Source organism: Rhizobium sp. BK379 (genome assembly GCF_014193955.1).
Taxonomy (GTDB): domain Bacteria; phylum Pseudomonadota; class Alphaproteobacteria; order Rhizobiales; family Rhizobiaceae; genus Rhizobium.
Genome location: NZ_JACIAD010000009.1, coordinates 73,999 through 95,629, shown reverse-complemented (window position 1 = coordinate 95,629; position 21,631 = coordinate 73,999). Strand labels below are relative to the sequence as shown.

The 21,631-nt window shown below is 59.3% G+C and carries 19 protein-coding genes and 1 riboswitch; of the genes, 14 read left to right on the top strand and 5 right to left on the bottom strand.

Going from position 1 to position 21,631, the window contains the following annotated elements:
- Positions 1–5: 5 nt before the first annotated feature.
- The gene (locus FHT93_RS30510; protein WP_183850946.1) at positions 6–839 is read left to right on the top strand and encodes an enoyl-CoA hydratase; all 834 of its coding nucleotides are present in this window, start codon (positions 6–8) and stop codon (positions 837–839) included.
- Here the strand turns inward: FHT93_RS30510 and FHT93_RS30505 are convergent, their stop codons facing one another.
- Positions 840–1,676 carry an EamA family transporter gene (locus FHT93_RS30505; protein WP_183850944.1) on the bottom strand — a complete coding sequence of 279 codons (837 nt, stop codon included), beginning with the start codon at positions 1,674–1,676 and terminating at the stop codon, positions 840–842. It abuts the gene before it with no gap.
- 481 nt (positions 1,677–2,157) lie between these two features.
- A complete protein-coding gene (locus FHT93_RS30500) occupies positions 2,158–2,481 on the bottom strand; it encodes a hypothetical protein (RefSeq protein ID WP_183850943.1) in 324 nt (107 codons plus the stop codon).
- Positions 2,482–2,586: 105 nt separating this feature from the next.
- Here FHT93_RS30500 and FHT93_RS30495 point away from each other — a divergent pair, with 105 nt between their 5' ends.
- The 8 genes from FHT93_RS30495 to pstB all read left to right on the top strand — a co-directional run bounded on the left by FHT93_RS30495 (position 2,587) and on the right by pstB (position 11,775).
- Positions 2,587–3,015 (top strand): CoA-binding protein, encoded by a 429-nt coding sequence (locus tag FHT93_RS30495; RefSeq protein ID WP_018114583.1) that lies wholly within the window; start codon positions 2,587–2,589, stop codon positions 3,013–3,015.
- A 117-nt stretch (positions 3,016–3,132) separates the two neighbouring features.
- A complete protein-coding gene (locus tag FHT93_RS30490) occupies positions 3,133–4,416 on the top strand; it encodes an O-acetylhomoserine aminocarboxypropyltransferase (protein ID WP_018114584.1) in 1,284 nt (427 codons plus the stop codon).
- Between the two features lie 621 nt (positions 4,417–5,037).
- Entirely contained in the window at positions 5,038–5,382 is a 345-nt protein-coding gene (locus FHT93_RS30485) for a cupin domain-containing protein (protein WP_029869097.1), read from the top strand.
- Between the two features lie 149 nt (positions 5,383–5,531).
- Positions 5,532–7,658: a bifunctional diguanylate cyclase/phosphodiesterase gene (locus FHT93_RS30480; RefSeq protein WP_183850941.1), complete on the top strand. Its 2,127-nt coding sequence runs from the start codon at positions 5,532–5,534 to the stop codon at positions 7,656–7,658.
- Between the two features lie 359 nt (positions 7,659–8,017).
- Positions 8,018–9,040, top strand: a complete 1,023-nt coding sequence (pstS, locus tag FHT93_RS30475) for a phosphate ABC transporter substrate-binding protein PstS (RefSeq protein WP_018114587.1) — start codon at positions 8,018–8,020, stop codon at positions 9,038–9,040.
- A gap of 88 nt (positions 9,041–9,128) precedes the next feature.
- Complete coding sequence (gene pstC, locus FHT93_RS30470; RefSeq protein WP_018114588.1) at positions 9,129–10,106, top strand: phosphate ABC transporter permease subunit PstC; 978 nt, start codon at positions 9,129–9,131, stop codon at positions 10,104–10,106.
- Between the two features lie 2 nt (positions 10,107–10,108).
- Positions 10,109–10,966 (top strand): phosphate ABC transporter permease PstA, encoded by an 858-nt coding sequence (pstA, locus tag FHT93_RS30465; RefSeq protein ID WP_018114589.1) that lies wholly within the window; start codon positions 10,109–10,111, stop codon positions 10,964–10,966.
- The gene (gene pstB, locus FHT93_RS30460) at positions 10,963–11,775 is read left to right on the top strand and encodes a phosphate ABC transporter ATP-binding protein PstB (RefSeq protein ID WP_183850939.1); all 813 of its coding nucleotides are present in this window, start codon (positions 10,963–10,965) and stop codon (positions 11,773–11,775) included. Before pstA ends, pstB begins: the two co-directional genes overlap by 4 nt.
- A gap of 84 nt (positions 11,776–11,859) precedes the next feature.
- On the opposite strand, the gene FHT93_RS30455 is transcribed toward pstB, so the two are convergent.
- Both FHT93_RS30455 and FHT93_RS30450 read right to left on the bottom strand, forming a co-directional pair.
- Positions 11,860–13,104, bottom strand: coding sequence for a cytochrome P450 (locus tag FHT93_RS30455; protein ID WP_183850937.1), 1,245 nt, complete (start codon positions 13,102–13,104; stop codon positions 11,860–11,862).
- Between the two features lie 109 nt (positions 13,105–13,213).
- Positions 13,214–14,467: a GGDEF domain-containing protein gene (locus tag FHT93_RS30450; protein WP_112968068.1), complete on the bottom strand. Its 1,254-nt coding sequence runs from the start codon at positions 14,465–14,467 to the stop codon at positions 13,214–13,216.
- Positions 14,468–14,849: 382 nt separating this feature from the next.
- On the opposite strand from FHT93_RS30450, the gene clpP reads away from it, so the two are divergent.
- Together clpP and clpX are read left to right on the top strand one after the other, a co-directional pair.
- Positions 14,850–15,479: an ATP-dependent Clp endopeptidase proteolytic subunit ClpP gene (gene clpP, locus FHT93_RS30445; protein ID WP_029616352.1), complete on the top strand. Its 630-nt coding sequence runs from the start codon at positions 14,850–14,852 to the stop codon at positions 15,477–15,479.
- A gap of 305 nt (positions 15,480–15,784) precedes the next feature.
- Entirely contained in the window at positions 15,785–17,062 is a 1,278-nt protein-coding gene (gene clpX, locus FHT93_RS30440) for an ATP-dependent Clp protease ATP-binding subunit ClpX (protein ID WP_018114461.1), read from the top strand.
- 65 nt (positions 17,063–17,127) lie between these two features.
- Here clpX and FHT93_RS30435 read toward each other — a convergent pair whose 3' ends face one another.
- Positions 17,128–17,496 (bottom strand): hypothetical protein, encoded by a 369-nt coding sequence (locus FHT93_RS30435; protein ID WP_162710086.1) that lies wholly within the window; start codon positions 17,494–17,496, stop codon positions 17,128–17,130.
- Here FHT93_RS30435 and lon point away from each other — a divergent pair.
- The 3 genes from lon (at position 17,465) to FHT93_RS30420 (ending at position 21,627) form a co-directional block, all read left to right on the top strand.
- A complete protein-coding gene (gene lon / locus FHT93_RS30430) occupies positions 17,465–19,882 on the top strand; it encodes an endopeptidase La (RefSeq protein WP_018114460.1) in 2,418 nt (805 codons plus the stop codon). The genes FHT93_RS30435 and lon overlap by 32 nt on opposite strands.
- 207 nt (positions 19,883–20,089) lie before the next feature.
- Entirely contained in the window at positions 20,090–20,365 is a 276-nt protein-coding gene (locus tag FHT93_RS30425) for an HU family DNA-binding protein (protein WP_018114459.1), read from the top strand.
- 120 nt (positions 20,366–20,485) lie between these two features.
- A riboswitch (FMN riboswitch) is annotated at positions 20,486–20,638 on the top strand.
- Positions 20,639–20,718: 80 nt separating this feature from the next.
- Positions 20,719–21,627 (top strand): DMT family transporter, encoded by a 909-nt coding sequence (locus FHT93_RS30420; protein WP_183850935.1) that lies wholly within the window; start codon positions 20,719–20,721, stop codon positions 21,625–21,627.
- Positions 21,628–21,631: the final 4 nt, after the last annotated feature.

Here is a 21,631-nt window from a genome sequence, read left to right as displayed (position 1 = left end):
ATGCCATGGCCGAGATCGTATCCTTCCGCAAGGACAACAACAATTCGGGCGAGGGCGCCCTCGTGCTTCGCCAGCTTTCCGGCGGCATATTGCGCCTGACGCTCAACAATCCACCGGCCAATGCTCTCTCTATATCAGTCATGGAAACGCTGATGGGCGAGCTGCAGGGTGCGGCAGATGACCAGGACGTACGCATCGTCGTCATCGCCTCGAACGGAAATGTCTTTTCCGCCGGTCATGACCTGAAGGAATTGACTGCGCACCGCGCCGACGAGGACGATGGGGTCGCCTTCTTCGAAGAAACCTTTGCACTAGCCGCCGATCTGATGCTCGAGATCAGTCGTTTGCCGAAGCCGGTCATCGCCGAGATCGATGGGCTCGCGACGGCAGCAGGCTGCCAGCTCGTCGCAAGCTGCGATCTTGCGATCTGCACGGATACGTCCACCTTCTGCACGCCGGGCGTCAATATCGGGCTTTTCTGCTCGACGCCGGCTGTCGCCGTTTCGCGCGCCGCCCACCGCAAGCAGGCGATGGAGATGCTGCTGACGGGCGAGACGATCGACGCCTCGACGGCAAAGGATTTCGGTCTGGTCAACCGCATTGTACCGAAGCAGTACCTCACCCAGGTGGTCAGCAAATACGCATCCGTCATTGCCTCGAAGTCGCCGGAGGCGTTGAGGATCGGCAAGGAAGCCTTTTACAGACAGCTCGAAATGCCCATCGCGGAAGCCTACGACTACACCGCAAGCGTGATGGTCGACAGCATGCTGACCGGCGATGCGCAGGAAGGCATCGGTGCCTTTCTTGCAAAGCGCACGCCCGAATGGAAGGGCGAATGATCAGGCGAGCTTCAGGATCAGACCGCCGAGCGCGATGATGATGCCGGCGAGGTAGCGCCAGACGCTGGCCTTTTCCTTCAGCACCAGAACCGAGATGACAAGTGCGAACAGGATGGCGGTTTCCCGCAGCGCCGCCACCGTCGCGACCGGGGCCTTCGTCATTGCCCAGAGTGCCAGGCCATAGGAGGCGATCGAGCCCGTGCCGCCGATCAGCCCGCGCCACCAGTTTCGCCTGACGTGAGTGGCGACAGTTACGAGGCCGCGCTGCGAAATCGCCCAGGCAAAGAGGAGAACCGGCGGCAGAAGCGACATCCACAGCGTGTAGGAAATCGCATTGCCGGAAAGCCGGGCGCCGATGCCGTCCACATAGGTATAGGTGGCGATGACGCAGGCGTTGATCAGCGCCAGCATAATCGCGTGACGGCTGCCGTGGCGGGCTTCGAAGGCGAGGGTGAGGATGCCGGCGCAGATCGTCATGGTTCCGGCAAGCGCTCCACCCGTCAGATGCTCTCCGAGGATGAAGCCGCTGGTGGCGACGATGAGCAGGGGCGCTGCGCCGCGCATCAGCGGATAGACGAGGCCGATATCGCCCGCCCTGTAGGCGGCGGCCACCAGCTGGAAATAGGCAAATTGCAGGATCGCGGAAGCGCCGATGAACGGCCAGGCCTGGGGCTGCGGCAGGGGAAGCAACGGCAGGAATGGCAGCGAGGCAACAGCGCCGCCTGCAGAGATCAGCGCAGCATCAAGTGACTTGTCCTTGCCGGCTTTGATGATGGCATTCCATGTCGCGTGCAGAAGCGCACCGAAAAGGACAAGAAGAATAACGTCGAGGGGCAAGGTGAATGATCCGGGAGCACTGCAGCAAAATATGGGAAACCATCACAGCTTTCCCGTTTGAGCCCGCCTTGAAATAACAACCTGTGTTTGCGCGATTTGATCTGCAAGGTGTACTCCACACGGTCCAAATTCAATAGCATGGATCGATGAAGCGAACAATTGCCCATTGATGTGGCAATTTCTGCGTGCGCTCGAAATACGTTCAATTCCGCTTATCTCACACAACTATGAGATGTTACTAATGGACACATGAACATATCGTGATCAAATTATGTATGAAAGGTGAAGTTCAGCCATGGCGAGAGAATGTCGACAATCCTATGCTGCTGAAATGTAGACATTATTCTATAACTTTGAAATGGTTATAAATTTACAATCAAAGCGAGTTTCTTGAGATATTTTGTATCTACAGATTGAACGACGAGTCCTTTCGCAGATGCGAAAGGATCGATAATATTCAAAATTCCGAATGAACGCTCGCTTAGAGATTATAGTGTGGAATGAAGAACATCCCGTCCAGGTTGTCTATGTTCTGGCAGTTCAGCACCCGGCACTTGGGGTTGTCCTTTGAGGGAATGCTCGTCCATTCCGCATAGTCGGTCGCATCACAGTAATTGCTGTTTCGGACATAGCGGTCGTAGAGAGGAAGGCCGCGGGGTGAAGTGTAGCGAAAGATGACTGCGCCTTGATTATGGATCGCTGCGCGCACGCTCTGGCAGCTCATGGTGAGCGGATTGTAGCGCGAGATCGCAAGCGCCGGCGAGGCGGCGAGCACAAGCGCGAGGGTAACGGCGATTTTTTTCATGGCACAATTTCTCCCTTAGATTTCCGGCACCTATATATACGCGCAAACGGGCCGCCGGTTTCAATGAATCGCGACTGTGAGATCCAGTTCCAGGAGACAGCAGATATGAACCATGATGCCTACGCCGACGACTATCTCTCCGGTATTCTGAAATCCGTCAAAACCATCGCGCTGACGGGAGCTTCGCCCAATCCGGCCCGGCCGAGCAATGGTGTCATGGGCTATCTCTTGTCGCGCGGCTACAAGGTTATTCCCGTTAATCCGGGGCAGGCGGGCAAGCAGATCCACGGGCAGACCGTTTACGCACGTCTTGCCGACATCCCCGAACCGGTCGACATGGTCGAGGTCTTCCGCGCATCCGAATATCTTGACGGGGTGGTGGACGAGGCATTGGCACTTGATCCCCGCCCGCAGGTCGTGTGGGCACAGCTTGGCGTGAGCGACGATGCAGCCGCCGCAAAGGCCGAAGCCGGTGGTATCAAGGTCGTCATGAACCGCTGCCCGGCAATCGAGTATCCGCGTCTTTTCGGCTGACGCTGTCAGGCAGAACGGATTTTCTCCGGAACGCGCCGCGGTTGAAAAAGATCGCGGTTAACTTTCATGTTCGAGCGGCTATGATCGCGCCCGTCAACAATTGTACGGGAGGACGACATGGCCAAAAACGATCCGGGATTCAACACGCTGGCGATCCATGCGGGCGCGCAACCCGATCCGGCGACCGGCGCGCGGATTACACCGATCTACCAGACCACGGCCTTCGTCTTCAACGATTCCGACCACGCCGCAGCCCTTTTCGGCCTGCAGCAATTCGGCAATATCTACACCCGCATCATGAACCCGACGCAGGCGGTCCTGGAAGAACGCGTCGCAGCCCTTGAAGGCGGCACGGCAGCGCTCGCAGTTGCCTCCGGTCATGCAGCGCAGATGGTCGTTTTCCACACGCTGATGCGCCCCGGCGAAAATTTCGTCGCCGCCCGCCGCCTCTATGGCGGATCGATCAATCAGTTCGGCCATGCCTTCGAGAATTTCGGCTGGCAGGTACGCTGGGCCGACCCTGAGAATCCCAGTGATTTCGAGAGCAGGATCGACGACAAGACGCGGGCGATCTTCATTGAAAGCCTTGCCAATCCGGGCGGCACCTTCGTCGATATTGCCGCGATCGCCGAAATCGCCCATCGTCACGACCTGCCGCTGATCGTCGACAACACCATGGCGACACCCTATCTCATCCGGCCCATCGAGCACGGTGCGGATATTGTCGTGCATTCCCTGACCAAGTTCCTCGGCGGCCATGGCAATTCCATGGGCGGCATCATCGTCGATGGCGGCACCTTCGACTGGTCGAAGACCGGCAATTACCCGATGCTCTCCAGCCCGCGGCCGGAATATAACGGCGTCGTGCTGCACCAGACTTTCGGCAATTTTGCCTTCGCGATCGCCTGCCGTGTGCTCGGCCTGCGCGACCTCGGCCCGGCCATCTCGCCTTTCAACGCTTTCCTGATCCTGACCGGCATCGAGACGCTGCCGCTGCGCATGCAGCGTCATAGCGACAATGCGATTGATGTTGCCAAATGGCTGAAGGCGCATTCCAAGATCGCCTGGGTGAATTATTCCGGCCTCGAAGATGACCCGAACCACGCCCTGCAGCAGCGCTATTCACCCAAGGGCGCCGGCTCGGTCTTCACCTTCGGCGTCAAGGGCGGCTACGAGGCTGGCAAGGCGCTGGTCGAGGGGTTGGAACTCTTCTCGCATCTCGCCAATATCGGCGATACGCGTTCCCTCGTGATCCATCCGGCCTCCACCACGCACCGGCAGCTGACCGACGAGCAGAGGGTCGCCGCAGGCGCCGGACCGGACGTGGTGCGCCTCTCCGTTGGCATCGAGGACGTGAAGGACATCATCGCCGACCTCGAGCAGTCGCTGTCGAAGATCTGAGCGTCCCTCGCAACGCTTGTATTTTTGCAGACTACGTTTGTCGGGATACAACCATGGGATCAGCGTCCGGGTGGAATAGACTCGGACGCGGCTTTCGTCCGATCGGACGAAAATCTCGGACCATTCAGAGCCCCAGGCCAAACTGGTTCGGCTGCGAAAAGTCTTTTATTCCGACTCTCGGCCAATCGCATTTCCTGTCGAACTGGAGTTTAGAGACGGTGCGGTGGCAAGTCGGGTCTGTCCTGAACGCATAACCTGGAAGGGAGACGTAGTGACTTGCCGACGTCCCGAACAACAGGCAAATCGTCAGTGCGACACAAAAAGGCTTCATGGATGCCTCCCTTGTGGGATTAGGGGACGCATTTTCACATAGAGCAACGCTCCCGGACATATATCAATTTGTGCTAATACTGCGGCTGGGCGACCCGCCAGGCGAAGAACACGGAGTGTCCTCCGCAGCAAGGTTTGTAATTTTGCGACCTGCGTTTGCTGGGATACAGCCATAGGATCAGCGTGCGATTCGAATAGAGTCGGGGCGATGGGCGGCGAGTTTTGGCTCTGCCGATGTGCTCTTTTTGTGCTTAATCCTTGCCGCGAAGGACACTGAAGGAAAGGCTGACCATGGCAAACGCGATCTCCTTCGATATCGGCGGCGTCGAACCGGAAGTCGGCGCTCCCGCGGCCGAACGCATCATTTCGGGTAATCCGCAATTTCGCACCTGGAATCTCGAGGAGGCCGAGGGCGGCCTCTACGCCGGCATCTGGGAGGCAACACCCGGCAAGTGGCGGATCGTCTACGAGGAGTGGGAATATTTCAGCCTGCTTTCCGGCTATTCGGTCGTGACCGAGGATGGCGGCGAGCCGGTCCATCTCAGGGCCGGCGACCGCCTTATCCTGAGGCCGGGCTTTAAAGGAACCTGGGAAGTCGTTGAAACGACTCGTAAGGATTATGTGATCAAGGTCTGAGCGCCGGGTCGGGTAGAAGGTTTTTGATCCTTCTTATTAAGAGTGCCTACATCATCAAGTGCTAAAGCTCATCTGCAGCGCATTGCGGACATGATGTCTTCTGCCGTCACCAAAGACATGCCCTTGCAATTCATCTTTTCGGGATTTGCATGTCGTCGAATCTTGCGCGTAGACGCGGTCGGTCTCAGACGTCTTCCATCATTGCGACAACCGTATGCTTCCTTGTCGTCGCTCTCGCGCTGACAGGCCTCATGGCCCATGTCGTCGTCGCGATGACACGATCTGCAAACGAGATCGACGATGCGAGGGCCACGCGCGCCGCCAGCGCGGCGATCGCAGCTCTTGTCAATCGCTTGAGTGCGACAACCACGGACAACGCCGTATGGGATGATGCCTATAAGGCGATCTCGTCTCCAGGCGCGGCAGACTGGGCCTATGAAAACTGGGGTAAAACTACCGCGGATTACCCGCTCTATGACGGCGCGGTCGTAATCGGCCCCGATCAATCTTCGATCGTCTCCGCATATGCCAAAGGTAAGCCTTTCCAGCCGAGCGCCTTTTTCGGCGAGGGCTTTTTCCAGCAGATCAACAAGGCTGCCGATGCCGGACAGGCGCCGGTGGTCAATTTCATCCGGACCGAAACGGGCATCGCGCTAGTCGTATCGCAGGCAATCCAGCCTTTCACCGCAGAAGGCGAACTTCCGAAGCTGAGTGTGCTGAGCCTCTACAAGGATCTCACGCCGGAAGTTCTGGACATTCTTTCGGACGAACACGAACTCGACGGATTGCACCTTGCGACCGCGCCGGAGCCGGGCCTGCTGAACACCCCCATCACGGACATGCAGGGCGGTGTCATCGGTCATCTTGTTTGGCCGAGCAAAGCGCCCGGCAGCGCCGTGTTTCACCAGGTCTATCCTTACATATCGGCCGCCATCATTATCCTTGTGATGTTCCTGGGGGGTGTTCTTCTGGTGGGCGCTTCCGAGGCGCGGCGCCTGCGCCAATTGGCACAAGCAGCGATTTTCGAAGCGAACCACGATAGCCTGAGCGGCCTGTTGAACAGGCAAGGGCTTCTCTCACTGCTGGAAGAAGTGCAGGGCACTGATCTTGCGCAGCCCCGGCTCTATCTGGTCGATCTCGATGGGTTCAAGGCTATCAACGACGCATGGGGGCATGCGGTCGGCGATGACCTTATCCGGATCGTTTCGAACGCCCTGGTCGCCTGCCACCCTGAAGTCGTCGCTGCAGCCCGGTTGGGAGGCGACGAGTTTGCGCTGGTGCAGATTGGGTCTGCCGCGCCTGGAGAGATAGAAGCGACTATTCTGGCGCTGTTCGCCGAGCCCTTTAAAATCGATGGGCGGACGATCGAAGTTGGCGCAAGCATCGGCGCTGCCGCGCTTGACGGAGACCTACCGCCCTTGGAGCTTCTCCGCAGGGCGGATATGGCGCTTTACCGCGCCAAGGAAAATGGCAGGGGCCGAGCGATCGAATACGACCCGGAGCTCGATCGGGAGCGCCAGAAGGTCGCCGAAATGGAAGCTCTGTTGAAGAGCGCCATCAGCGATGGTGTGATCGAGGCGTTTTTCCAGCCTCTCGTCTCTGCTGCGACAGGCGCTGTCACGGGCCTTGAAGCACTGGCGCGTTGGCGAACTCCGACAGGAAACATAAGCCCGGAGATTTTCATTCCGCTCGCCGAAAGGTGCGGCCTCATCGATGCGCTTGGCGCCCTTATGCTGAAAACATCGATCGAGCATGCCAAGAACTGGCCAGGCCTGGCATTGTCGGTCAACGTTTCACCGGTTCAGCTCTGCAATCCGGAATTCGCCGCCGAAGTGATCTCGCTCCTGCAGGGCCTCGATTTCGATCCGAAGCGCCTGACATTGGAGATCACCGAAGGCGTTCTCATGACAAATCCGGACCAGGCCCGCCGGTCGATAGATCATCTCAAACAGGTTGGCATAAAATTCGCGCTTGATGACTTTGGCTGCGGCTATGCGAGCATCGGCGCGTTGCGGCAGTTCGGGTTTGATCGAATGAAGATCGACCGTTCGCTCGTATCCGCCCTCGACCAAAGCTCGAATGGTGCCGATGTACTTCGGGCAACCATCTCCCTGGCGACCGCGCTACAGATTCCTGTCACCGCGGAAGGCATCGAAAATGCGCACCAGGCTGAGATCCTGCGGGAGGCGGGCTGCGATCAATTGCAAGGCTATCTGATCGGAAAACCGATGTCGGCACTCGACATATCCAGCAAGCTCCGGGAGCATGCAGCGTGATGCCAGGCAGATCGCGCTAGCACACCCTTGCTGTCGTCTGGTCCCTGAAACATTTCGACGTCTGAAAGCGACATTTTCAGGCATTGCTGCGGCAATCGACCGCAGCCCTGCGGCAATAGGGCCGCACCTCCTTCGGTAAGGCCCTGTTAACGCGCGATTCATTCTGAAAGTCAGTGCCTTCAGCGGCTTATGCACAGCTTTGCATGTCGCGGCGCCTGCCTCCGGCTGTCATCAAACTGTAATAATAGACGCCTAGCCCGCCTTCCCGTGACGAGGAAATTCAGCGCTCTCGACAATGGACACCCCCTCCATGGCGCCGGACCTCGTCGTCCTCTAGTTCCATCAGGGAAGAGTTGCAAATGCTCACCAAGAAACTTCTTTCGGCCTGCCTCGGCGCTGGCCTGGTTGCCGCTCTGGCAGTCTCGGCCTCCGCCGCTGACATTACCGGCGCTGGCTCCACCTTCGTCTATCCGGTCCTTTCGAAGTGGTCCGCGGACTACAACAAGGAAACCGGCGACAAGCTGAACTACCAGTCGATCGGTTCGGGCGGCGGTATTGCCCAGATCAAGGCTGCCACGGTTGACTTCGGCGCTTCCGATGCTCCGCTCAAGCCGGAAGACCTGACCGCTGGCGGCTTCGGCCAGTTCCCGCTGGTTGTCGGCGGTATCGTTCCCGTCATCAACGTCAAGGGCATCAAATCAGGCGAATTGAAGCTTTCGGGCAAGGTTCTCGCCGACATCTACCTCGGCAACGTCACCAAGTGGAACGACAAGGCAATCGCCGACCTGAACCCGGGCCTGAAGCTGCCCGACAGCCAGATCGCTGTTGTTCACCGTTCGGACGGCTCGGGCACGTCCTTCAACTGGACGAACTTCTTCTCGAAGGTAAACCCGGACTGGAAGTCGAAGGTTGGTGAAGGCACCGCGGTCAACTGGCCGGTCGGTATCGGCGGCAAGGGCAACGAAGGCGTTGCCGCATACGTCACCCGCGTCAAGGACTCCATCGGCTACGTCGAATACGCCTATGCTCTGCAGAACAAGTTGCCCTTCGTTCTCGTTCAGAACGCTGCCGGCCAGTATCCGAAGCCGAATGCCGAGAGCTTCTCGGCCGCCGCTGCAAGCGCAGAATGGGGCAAGGCCCAGGACTTCTACCTGATCATGACCAACGCTCCGGGCGAAAAGGCTTGGCCGATCACGGCAACCACCTGGGCCATCATGTACAAGGAGCCGAAGGACGCCGAGCGCTCCAAGGCTGCTTTCTCCTTCTTCAAGTGGGCTCTCGAAAAGGGCCAGAAGGAAGCGTCCTCGCTCGACTACGTTCCGCTTCCGGACACGCTCGTGAAGCAGATCGAAGACTACTGGACGGCCTCTTTCAAGAGCTGATCCTGACGAAACTGCGGTTGGGGCGGGAAGCTTTGCTTTCCGCCCCAAATGCCTTTGACACCCCCTCAAAGCAGCAGAGCGTACGGATATGAGCGAAGCATTGGCATCGCTGCCCGCCGACATCGCGGGCGTGAAGCGCCGCGACGGCGCCGCAGGCGATCGTATTTTCTTTTGGATAGTTTTGGGCTGCGGCCTGTTTGTTCTCTTCGCCCTGCTGGCAGCGGCGGTCTCCATGGCCATGGGCGGGCTTCTCGCCTTCCGCACGTTCGGCTTCGGCTTTCTGACCGGCACTGAATGGGACCCGGTTGCCGAGCGGTTCGCGGGTCTCGTGCCGATCTACGGCACGCTGGTGACCTCGGCACTCGCCATGATCATAGGTGTTCCCGTCAGTCTCGGTATTGCGGTGTTCATCACCGAAGTTGCGCCACGCTCCGTTCGCGGCCCGATCGGCGGCGCTGTCGAGCTTCTCGCCGGCATCCCCTCGATCATCTACGGCATGTGGGGTCTCTTCACCTTCGCGCCCTTCATGTCGGATTACATCCAGCCGGTGCTGATCGACTGGCTCGGCCCGATCCCGCTGATCGGCGCGCTGTTTTCGGGGGCTCCGCTCGGTATCGGCATGCTGACCTCGGGCATCGTGCTGGCGATCATGATCATCCCCTTCATCTCCTCCGTCATGCGCGACGTCTTCCTCGTCGTCCCCGCACAGCTGAAGGAATCGGCCTATGCGCTGGGCTCGACTAAGTGGGAAGTGGTGCGCGACATCGTCATCCCGCATACCCGCACAGCCGTTGTCGGCGGCATATTCCTCGGCCTCGGCCGTGCGCTCGGCGAGACCATGGCGGTCACTTTCGTTCTCGGCAACACTCACAATATCGCGGTGTCGCTGATGGAGCCTGGCACCTCGATTGCCGCAACGCTTGCCAACGAATTTGCAGAGGCGTCGGATGACCTCTACCGGTCGTCACTCGCCGCACTCGGCCTGATCCTCTTCGTTGTCACCTTCATTGTCCTGGCTGCTGCCAAGCTGATGCTGGTGCGTATGGCAAAGCAGAGGGGAGAGTAATCATGGCTACCTATTCCGGTTCGCTCTACCGTCGGCGCCAGCTCAGCAGCGCCATCGCTCTGACGCTCTGCGGCATCGCCACCGTGCTTGGCCTCGTCTTCCTCGTCTGGATCCTTTGGACAACGCTGATCCACGGCCTGTCCGCCCTGAGCCCCACGCTTTTGACGGAAATGACGCCGCCGCCTGGTGAAGATGGCGGCGGTCTCGCCAACGCCTTCATGGGCAGCCTGCTGATGGTCGTGCTTGCTGTTGTCATCGGCACTCCGATTGGTGTGCTCGCCGGCACCTACCTGTCGGAATTCGCCCGCGGCAAGAAGCTCGGCGAGGTCATTCGCTTCGTCAACGACATCCTGCTCTCGGCGCCCTCGATCATCATCGGCCTGTTCGTCTATGAGCTGGTTGTCCGCCCAACGGCACGTTTCTCCGGCTTTGCCGGCGGCATCGCGCTGGCTTTCATCTTTCTGCCGGTCGTGGTGCGCACGACCGACGAGATGCTGCGGCTGGTTCCTGACGTGATGCGCGAGGCAGCCCTGTCGCTCGGCATCCCGCGCTGGAAGGTCACGGTCAACGTCCTCTATCGCGCCGCGTCGACCGGCATCCTCACCGGTATCCTTCTGGCGATCGCCCGCATTTCCGGTGAGACCGCGCCGTTGCTGTTCACGGCTCTGAACAATCAGTACTGGAGCCTCGATATGTCGCAGCCGATGGCGAACATCCCCGTCGTAATCTTCCAGTTCGCCATGAGCCCCTATGAGCAATGGCAGAATCTTGCGTGGGCCGGTGCCTTCGTGATGACGGCCGTCGTTCTAATCCTGAGCGTCGTATCGCGCTCCGTCCTGAACCGAAAAGGTGGGAAATGATGCTTCAGTCCCAAGACACTTTCGACGCCGCCAGCAAGTCGGAAAAGCCGATGGCCAAAGACAAGATCGCTCTCGAGAAAGTCAATTTCTATTACGGCGATGCCCACGCCATCAAGGATGTGAGCCTGAGCTTCCCTGAGCGCCAGGTTTCGGCCCTGATCGGTCCGTCGGGATGCGGCAAGTCCACGCTGCTGCGCATCCTGAACCGTATCTACATGCTGTATCCGAAGATGCGCGCCACCGGCTCGATCAAGCTCGATGGCAAGAACATCCTCGACCCGAGCTTCTCGATGAACGAGCTGCGCGCCCGCGTCGGCATGGTCTTCCAGAAGCCTGTGCCGTTCCCGATGTCGATCTATGACAACATCGCCTATGGCATTCGCCATCACGAGCGCCTCAACAAGGCCGACATGGATGTCCGCGTCGAACAGGCGTTGCGTCAGGCCGCCCTCTGGGATGAGGTGAAGGACAAGCTGAAGGGCAGCGGTCTCGGCCTTTCCGGCGGCCAGCAGCAGCGTCTTTGCATTGCCCGCGGGGTAGCACTGCGTCCGGAAGTTCTGCTGCTCGACGAGCCGACCTCGGCCCTTGACCCGATCTCGACTGCCAAGGTGGAAGAGCTGGTCGCGCAGTTGAAGGGCGAATTCACGATCGTCATCGTTACCCACAACATGCAGCAGGCAAGCCGCATCTCCGACAACACCGCCTTCATGTATCTCGGCGAGCTGATCGAATATGGCCCGACCACGCAGATCTTCCAGTCGCCGAAGATCAAGCGTACGGAAGATTATATCACCGGCCGCTATGGCTGATACGACATTCCCTCTGCGGAAACGAAAACGGCCGGCATGCGATGAGCATGCCGGCCGTTTCTTTCGTGATATCGGAAAAATGGCTTACCAGGCGAGATCCAGGCGGTCGAGGCCGTGGAAATGATAGACGTCCTTGACGACGGGCGTCTTCGCAAGCTTGAGCCCCGGCAGGCGCTTGAACAGGATCGGCAGCACGACATTGAGCTCCAGCCGCGCCAGCGGCGCGCCGATGCAGAAGTGGATGCCGGCGCCGAAAGAAAGATTGGGCGCCTCGTTGCGGTCGGGCTTGAAGGCGAGGGGATCGCTGAATTTCGCCGGATCGAGATTGGCGGCGGCCAGGATCATGCTCACCTTGTCGCCGCGCTTGAACTCTATGCCGTCGATCTCGGCGGGTTCCAGCGCCCATCGCTGGAAGATGTGGACCGGCGCGCCAATGCGCAGCGATTCCTCGACGGTACGCTCGGTGGCGGTTTCATCACGGAAAAGCTCGGCCGGATCGTAGTCGCTGTCCAGAATGACGCGCACCGAATTGCCGATCTGATGGACCGTTGCCTCATGGCCGGCGTTGAGCAGCACGATGGTCGTCGAAACGAGTTCGTCTTCCGTCAGGTACTGGCCCTTGTGCTCGGTATGGATCATATGTGTCAGCAGGTCGTCGCGCGGTTCGGCCCGGCGCTCGGCAATGACGATCTTCACATAGTCGGAAAATTCCCGTGCTGCTTGCTCGGCGGCATCTTCGTCCGCGCGGGTGCGCCCGAACATGTACATGCGCACATAGGAATGCGACCACTTGAGGAGCTGCGGCCCCATGTCTTCGGGAATGCCGATCATGCGGGCGATCATCGTCACCGGGATGATATCGGCAAAGGTCGCAAGAAGCTCCACCTCGCCCTTGTCGGCAAAGCCGTCGATCAGCCGGTTGGCGAGTTCTTCCAGCTCCGGCTTCATCTTCTCGACATGGCGCGAGACGAAGGCGCGGTTGACGAGTGTACGCAGCCGCGTGTGTTCCGGCGGTTCCAGCTCCAGCAGAGAATAGCGCTCCGCGAGATCGAAGGCGGCGATATGCGGTTCGGGCTCGGGAAGGCCGAGCTCCTCGCGGCTGGCAATATGCAGGATCTGCCGGCCGAAACGGCGGTCGCGCAGCAGCCCGTTTACATGATCATAGCCGGTGACGAACCACTGCTTCTGCTGTTCCCAGTAGAAGGTGGGACAATGGGCATGGAGCGCGGCATAGACCGCGTTCGGGTTGCCGTAGAAGGCCGGGTCGCTGCCGTCGAGCGAGACATGGCGGGTTGCGGGATCGATCTTGAGAAAGGGCGGTATTATCATGAGCAGAGGCTTAGCGGATTTGCCGTGCCTCGGAAAGATGGGCGCTTGGAGCTATTCCAGTAATGTAGTGCAGTGGTTTTGCGCCCGGAATTGCGTAAAAACAAATGCTCTAGCCTGCGCGGGAGAGAACGCCCATGCGGCGCAGCGCTTCCACCTGATCGTCGACGGTCGGCACGAGTTCGCCGGCATGGGAGTTGGGCTCGCCTGGCGCGGGCGCTGCCGTTTCTTCCTCGCCAAAGACGACCGTGCAGTTGCGGCCGGCGGCCTTTGCAGCATAGAGCGCTCGGTCGGCAGCCGAGACCAGCCGGTCGATATTGGCCTCGATCGCCGAGGAAAGTGCGATGCCGACGCTGACGGTGGCCGGGATCAGTGCCTCGCCCGTGCTGACGGGTAAGCGGCAGAATTCGGCGCGGATCGATTCCGCCAGCGCTTCGGCCTCGGTTTGGTCGCGCACGGTTACGAAGGCTGCGAATTCTTCGCCGCCCATGCGGCCGAAGATATTGTTCGGGATATACTGGCGGGCAAGGCGGGCAAAGGCGGTCAGGACGGCATCGCCGGATTGATGGCCGAAGCGGTCGTTGACGCGCTTGAAATGGTCGAGGTCGAAAAGGATGACACCGACCTGATGCTGCTCGTCATGTGCCTTTTCCTGGATCTTGTCGAAATAGCCGAGCAGGCCGCGGCGGTTCAGCACGCCGGTCAGCGCGTCCGTCAGCGTCAGCACGCGCAAATGGCGTTCCGACCGTTCCATGATGAGGCGGCAGGTAAGCGCAAAGGCGATGGTGAGCAGGAAGGCGCTCGCCATGGCGGCCGCACCGCTGAAATTCGTTGCCTGAGCATCCGAAGGCAGGATCAGCGCCATTGCGATGGCCACGCCGAAGCAGAGGAAGGCTTGCAGCACGAAGACGGCCATCAGGAAGACGCGCGTGCGTTCACGGCGGATATCACCGGCGGCAACCGCCATGCCGAGCGCAGTGGCGCCGGTCGCCGAAGCGAGATTGTAAAGAATGACCCGGTTGGAATAATCTTCGTTGATCCAGGGCAGGAAGACGCCCGCGAGCCAGATTGCCGGCGGCAGCAGCGCCCACCATTCCATTTTCTTGCGGTCGAGGGCCAGGAAGCCGGCAACCCAGGCGCTCTGTCCGAGCAAGGCGATGGCATTGCCGATTTCGATGGAAAGCAGGTTGGGGATTTCGCCGCGGGCTGCAACGAGTGCAAAACCGATGCCGCTGAACAGGAAGCCGAGCCCCCAAAAAAGGTAGGCGGCGCTTTTCCGGTTGTGGCGCCAGGCCACGAACAGAACCAGAGCCAGCGTAAGGGCTTCGGAACACCAGATGGACAGACCTGTAGTGACATTGAACACGGCAGCAACCCCTTGAATAGTGGCCGCATCCTTGCCGAAGAAGCTCGCTGTTTGATTAATGACGGGAGGCTAGAGTCGGCAATCTGGCCGATATCTGCCGGTAAGCTTTCCGCCCGGTAAATGGCGGCGACTTTCCTCGAGCGCGGTAAGCCTTCCTTCATCCTGTCATAGAGAAAAGCTGTGAGAGCGAAAGGGCTGGCCTCGCCGTTAACAGGCGTTTGGGAGAAACCGGATAGGGAAATGTCAAAGCCATATCTCGCGCGCCCTTCTTAACGTTATCCTTATGCGTGTCTTGAAGAGGGGGGCGGGGACACTCTATGTAGGGATAAGGCATTTTTCTTTGATTCCCGGCCTTCGCCGGAAAGACGTTAAAAGGACGCACATGAGAAACCCAGTCGATACCGCTATGGCACTCGTGCCGATGGTTGTGGAACAGACCAATCGCGGTGAACGCTCCTACGACATCTATTCCCGCCTGCTCAAGGAACGCATCATCTTCCTGACGGGTCCTGTCGAGGATCATATGGCGACACTCGTCTGCGCCCAGCTTCTCTTCCTCGAGGCCGAAAATCCGAAGAAGGAAATCGCGCTCTACATCAATTCGCCGGGTGGTGTCGTCACTGCCGGTATGGCGATCTATGACACGATGCAGTTCATCAAGCCGGCCGTATCGACGCTCTGCGTCGGCCAGGCCGCTTCCATGGGCTCGCTGCTTCTGGCTGCCGGTCACAAGGACATGCGTTTCGCGACGCCGAATTCCCGCATCATGGTTCACCAGCCCTCGGGTGGTTTCCAGGGTCAGGCATCGGATATCGAGCGTCATGCCCGCGACATCATCAAGATGAAGCGCCGCCTCAACGAGGTCTATGTGAAGCACACGGGCCGGACGTATGAGGAGGTCGAGAAGACCCTCGATCGCGACCATTTCATGGATGCTGACGAGGCCCAGACCTGGGGCGTCATCGACAAGGTTCTGACCTCGCGCATCGAAATGGAAGGCGATCAGGCCTAGTAATTAATAGGGATGGTATTTTCGCCGCCACAGTTCTATCCCATTTGTGATTGAACAAGGGGTTTCATCTGGCGGCGGAGACGCTAATAGTAACTATTAATGCTATGTTGAATTTTTGTGACATAGCATTCGGCATTCGAAGGGGAATTCGTTGCCGCCGGTACCCGGACATGATTGATTGGGCCCGGTTCGTACCCCCTGAAGCCCTTGTCGGCAGAAACTCCGGGTAGGGAGCGCCGTCAGGGAGCTGATTGAGTGGACCGCGATTTCGCGTTCGAAATGCGGCGTGCTGGAAGGAAAGTGATATGAGCAAGGTCAGCGGCAGCAACGGCGGCGACAGTAAGAACACCCTCTATTGTTCTTTCTGCGGAAAGAGCCAGCATGAAGTCCGGAAGCTTATTGCCGGACCGACCGTGTTTATCTGCGATGAATGCGTCGAATTGTGCATGGACATCATCCGCGAGGAGAACAAGTCCTCGATGGTCAAGTCCCGTGACGGCGTTCCCACGCCCCAGGACATCATCAAGGTCCTCGACGAATATGTCATCGGCCAGCGTCAGGCGAAGAAGATCCTGTCGGTCGCCGTTCACAACCACTACAAACGTCTCGCACACGCCTCGAAGAATGGCGATGTCGAGCTGGCGAAGTCGAACATCATGCTGGTCGGCCCGACCGGCTGCGGCAAGACCTATCTTGCCCAGACGCTCGCCCGCATCATCGACGTTCCCTTCACGATGGCCGACGCGACCACGCTGACGGAAGCCGGCTATGTCGGCGAAGACGTCGAAAACATCATCCTGAAGCTTCTGCAGGCTGCGGACTATAACGTCGAGCGCGCCCAGCGCGGTATCGTCTACATCGACGAAGTCGACAAGATCTCCCGCAAGTCCGACAACCCCTCGATCACCCGTGACGTATCGGGCGAGGGTGTGCAGCAGGCGCTTCTGAAGATCATGGAAGGCACGGTTGCCTCGGTACCGCCGCAGGGCGGCCGTAAGCATCCTCAGCAGGAATTCCTGCAGGTCGACACGACGAACATCCTGTTCATCTGCGGCGGCGCTTTCGCCGGTCTCGACAAGATCATCTCTGCCCGTGGCGAGAAGACTTCGATCGGCTTTGGTGCAACTGTCAAGGCACCGGACGACCGTCGCGTCGGCGAAGTGCTGCGCGAACTGGAGCCGGAAGATCTGGTCAAGTTCGGCCTCATCCCGGAATTCATCGGCCGTCTGCCGGTTCTGGCAACGCTTGAGGACCTCGATGAGGACGCGCTGATCCAGATCCTGTCCGAGCCGAAGAACGCGCTGATCAAGCAGTACCAGCGCCTGTTCGAGATGGAAGATGTCGAACTCACCTTCCACGAGGACGCATTGCGTGAAATCGCCCGCAAGGCGATCATCCGCAAGACCGGCGCTCGCGGCCTGCGTTCGATCATGGAAAAGATCCTGCTCGATACGATGTTCGAACTGCCGGCGCTGGAAGGCGTGCGCGAGGTCGTCATCTCGGAAGAGGTCGCCCGCGGCTCGGCCCGTCCGCTGTATATCTACGCCGACCGCCAGGACGAGAAGGCAAACGTCTCGGCCTGAAGCTTGGGTTAAAAACCGCTATTTTAAGGGGCTTGCCTTGTGCAGGCCCCTTTCTATTTGAAAACCTATGCCAGGCGCTGATAATAGTTGCGGGCAAGGTTGAAAACAGCCTTGGCCGATATTGCGCAAAGGATGACCCTTGGCAATGATGCTGTGATTCCGTAGCGTGTTGCTGGTGTTGTTATTTTAGGCCGTTCGGAAATGGTCAGCGTCGCTCCAGATAGGCGCTTCATTGTGTTGGCGTTCCATGTAATAAAGCTGTCACAACCGTGGAACGCGGGCGTTAACGTGGCTTGAAAAGCGTAGTCAGAACCTCCACTTGTAACAGCAAGTGAGAGTGCCGGCCGGTCCCAAGCGGCCGCGCCAAAGAGCCCGGTAACGGGACGATGGAAAGGAATAAAAATGACGAAGAAAACGTCTGTAGCGAGCAGCACCGCTTATCCTGTTCTCCCCCTGCGCGACATCGTGGTTTTCCCCCATATGATCGTGCCGCTGTTCGTCGGGCGGGAAAAGTCGATCCGCGCGCTCGAAGAGGTCATGGGTTCCGACAAGCAGATCATGCTGGTCACCCAGATCAACGCCAGCGATGACGATCCGGATCCGTCTGCGATCCACCGCGTCGGTACGGTTGCCAACGTGCTGCAGCTCCTGAAGCTTCCCGACGGCACCGTGAAGGTTCTGGTCGAAGGCCGCGCACGCGCCGAGATCGATACCTATACGAGCCGCGAAGATTTCTACGAAGCGCTCGGCCATGTGCTCGAAGAGCCGCATGACGATCCCGTCGAGCTGGAAGCTCTGTCGCGTTCGGTCGTGTCGGAATTCGAGAGCTACGTAAAGCTCAACAAGAAGATTTCGCCTGAGGTTGTCGGTGCGGCAAGCCAGATCGACGACTATTCAAAGCTCGCCGATACGGTCGCCTCGCACCTCTCGATCAAGATCACCGAGAAGCAGGAGATGCTGGAGACCACCAGCGTCAAGGCCCGCCTCGAAAAGGCGCTCGGCTTCATGGAAGGCGAGATCTCGGTCCTGCAGGTCGAAAAGCGCATCCGTTCGCGCGTCAAGCGCCAGATGGAGAAGACCCAGCGCGAATACTACCTGAATGAGCAGATGAAGGCGATCCAGAAGGAACTCGGCGACGGCGAGGAAGGCCGCGACGAGATGAGCGAACTGGAAGAGCGCATTGCCAAGACGAAGCTGTCCAAGGAAGCCCGTGAAAAGGCCGATGCGGAACTGAAGAAGCTGCGCCAGATGAGCCCGATGTCGGCTGAAGCCACCGTCGTGCGCAATTATCTGGACTGGCTGCTCGGGATCCCCTGGGGCAAGAAGTCTAAGATCAAGGCCGATCTCAACAATGCCGAGAAGATCCTCGAAGCCGATCATTTCGGTCTTGAGAAGGTCAAGGAGCGCATCGTCGAGTATCTGGCTGTTCAGGCCCGCGCCACCAAGATCAAGGGTCCGATCCTGTGCCTCGTCGGCCCTCCGGGCGTCGGCAAGACCTCGCTCGCCCAGTCGATCGCCAAGGCAACCGGCCGTGAATATGTCCGTATGGCTCTTGGCGGCGTTCGTGACGAAGCTGAAATCCGCGGTCACCGCCGCACCTATATCGGCTCGATGCCCGGCAAGGTCATCCAGTCGATGAAGAAGGCGAAGAAGTCCAACCCGCTGTTCCTGCTCGACGAAATCGACAAGCTCGGCCAGGACTATCGCGGTGATCCGTCTTCGGCTCTGCTGGAAGTGCTCGACCCGGCGCAGAACTCGACCTTCATGGATCACTACCTGGAAGTCGAATACGACCTGTCGGACGTGATGTTCATCACGACGGCAAATACGCTGAACATCCCGGCTCCGCTGATGGACCGCATGGAGATCATCCGTATCGCCGGCTATACCGAAGACGAAAAGCGCGAGATCGCCAAGCGGCACCTGCTGCCGAAGGCCATCAAGGAACATGCGCTGCAGCCGAACGAATTCTCGGTCAGCGACGATGCCCTGATGGCGATCAGCCAGCAGTACACCCGCGAAGCCGGCGTGCGTAACTTCGAACGCGAATTGATGAAACTCGCCCGCAAGGCGGTCACCGAGATCATCAAGGGCAAGACGAAGTCGGTTCACGTCACGGCAGCGAATATCGACGATTATCTCGGCGTTCCGCGCTTCCGCCACGGCGAAGCTGAACGCGAAGATCAGGTCGGTGTTGTCACGGGTCTTGCCTGGACGGAAGTCGGCGGTGAGTTGCTGACGATCGAAGGCGTCATGATGCCCGGTAAGGGCCGCATGACCGTCACCGGCAACCTGAAGGAAGTCATGAAGGAATCGATTTCGGCAGCGGCGTCCTACGTCCGCTCGCGCGCCGTCGATTTCGGCATCGAACCACCGCGCTTCGACAAGAGCGACATCCACGTGCACGTGCCGGAAGGTGCAACGCCGAAGGATGGTCCGTCTGCCGGTGTCGCGATGGCAACCGCGATCGTCTCGATCATGACGGGCATTCCGGTCAACAAGGATGTGGCAATGACGGGTGAGATCACCCTGCGCGGCCGCGTCCTGCCGATCGGTGGCCTGAAGGAAAAGCTGCTTGCGGCTCTGCGCGGCGGCATCAAGAAAGTGCTGATTCCGGAAGAGAACGCCAAGGACTTGGCCGAAATTCCTGACAACGTGAAGAACAGCATGGAGATCATTCCGGTCTCCCGTATGGGCGAGGTGATCAAGCACGCGCTGGTCCGTCGTCCCGAGCCGATCGAATGGGATGGCACGGTTGAAACGCCCGTCATCGCGACTGTCGAAGGGCTCGATGATGCAGGTGCAGCCATCGCTCATTGAGCTTTGGCGGCCACATTTAAGCCCAATTGTTGCAAATCGTGAAAAAGGCCGGCGGAAACGCCGGCCTTTTTTGTGAAAACGTCATGTAGACGCTTGCTTTTCCTTGATTTGCAGGGTTTTTGGGTTCTCGGCGGGCCTGATGAAAGCGATTTCTGCGCCTAGCTTACAGATTGAGTTGTTTCAAACCATTTAGAAAGGGGTGGAAACATGAACAAGAATGAACTCGTGTCCGCAGTAGCCGAAAAGGCTGGACTGACGAAGTCTGATGCAGCATCTGCCGTCGACGCAGTTTTCGACGTTGTACAGGCTGAACTGAAGAGCAAGGGCGACGTTCGCCTCGCTGGCTTCGGCAGCTTCACCGTTTCCCATCGCGCTGCCACGAAGGGCCGTAACCCTTCGACCGGCGCCGAAGTCGACATCCCGGCACGCAACGTGCCGAAGTTCACGCCCGGCAAGGGCCTGAAGGACGCCGTCAACGGCTGATACGAGATAGTCCGCCGGCCGTAAACGAGAACGGCCGCGCAGGATTTTGAGGGGTTCGGTATTGCCGGACCCCTTTTTGTTTTCGGCGCTTGCCGCACGCCGCGCTTTGTCTTACGACACCTGTGTTCTCAGGGCGGGGTGAAAGTCCCCACCGGCGGTAGGGGTTTCGGCCCGAGCCCGCGAGCGCCTTTCGAAGCTTCGGTCAAGGAAGGGTCAGCAGATCCGGTGCGATTCCGGAGCCGACGGTTAAAGTCCGGATGAAAGAGAATGAGCGTGGCCGTGCGGGCAGGAGACTGTCGCGTCTGCGTGCCGTCGCCTCATGCGTCCTGATTTATGTTTGGTCCCTGTACTGGATGGAAGACATGAATCAGAATTCCCTTGCCGTCGGGCATTCCCGCGCCTTCGCCGGCGCTGCCTTCATGGTAGCCGGAGGCGTTGCCTTCTCGCTTCTCAATGTCGTCACCCAATGGCTGACCATGACGCTTGCCTTCCCGGCGGCTTCTGCAGCCTTCTGGCAATATGGCTTCGCCTTTCTCTTCTCCTTGCCCTTCCTGCGCAAGGCCGGCCTATCGGCGATGCGCACCAGCTATCCCTGGCGGCATGTCGTGCGCGTTGCCTTTGCCGCGCTTGGCGTCGAAGCCTGGGTCTCCGGTCTCGCCTCGGTGCCGATCTGGCAGGCGATCGCGCTTGTAATGACCTCGCCCTTCTTCATCATTCTCGGCGCGCGCCTGTTCCTCGGTGAGCGCGTCGGGCCTGCTCGCTGGATGGCAACGGGTGTCGGCTTTGTCGGCGCGATGATCATCCTCCAGCCATGGTCGGACAGCTTCACCTGGGCCGCCCTCCTGCCTGTCCTCTCGGCGCTTCTCTGGGGTGCTTCGTCGCTCATCACAAAGAGCCTGACGGGCATCGAGAAACCGGAGACGATTACCGTCTGGCTGCTGGTGCTGCTCACGCCGATCAATGGCAGCCTGGCACTTGCGTCGGGCCTCGCCGTGCCGACAGGCGCAACGCTTGCGCTCTTCCTCCTGGCCGGCCTTCTGACAGTCGTGGCGCAATATCTGCTGACGCTCGCCTACGCCAGCGCAGATGCCGCCTATGTGCAGCCCTTCGATGACCTGAAACTGCCGCTGAACGTACTCGCCGGCTGGCTTTTCTTCGGCTATGCGCCGGCTGGTTATCTGTGGCTGGGCGCCGCGCTCATTCTCGCCGCCTCGCTCTTCATCATGCGTAGCGAGATGCGTCGCGAGCGGCAGGCAGCCTGACGCA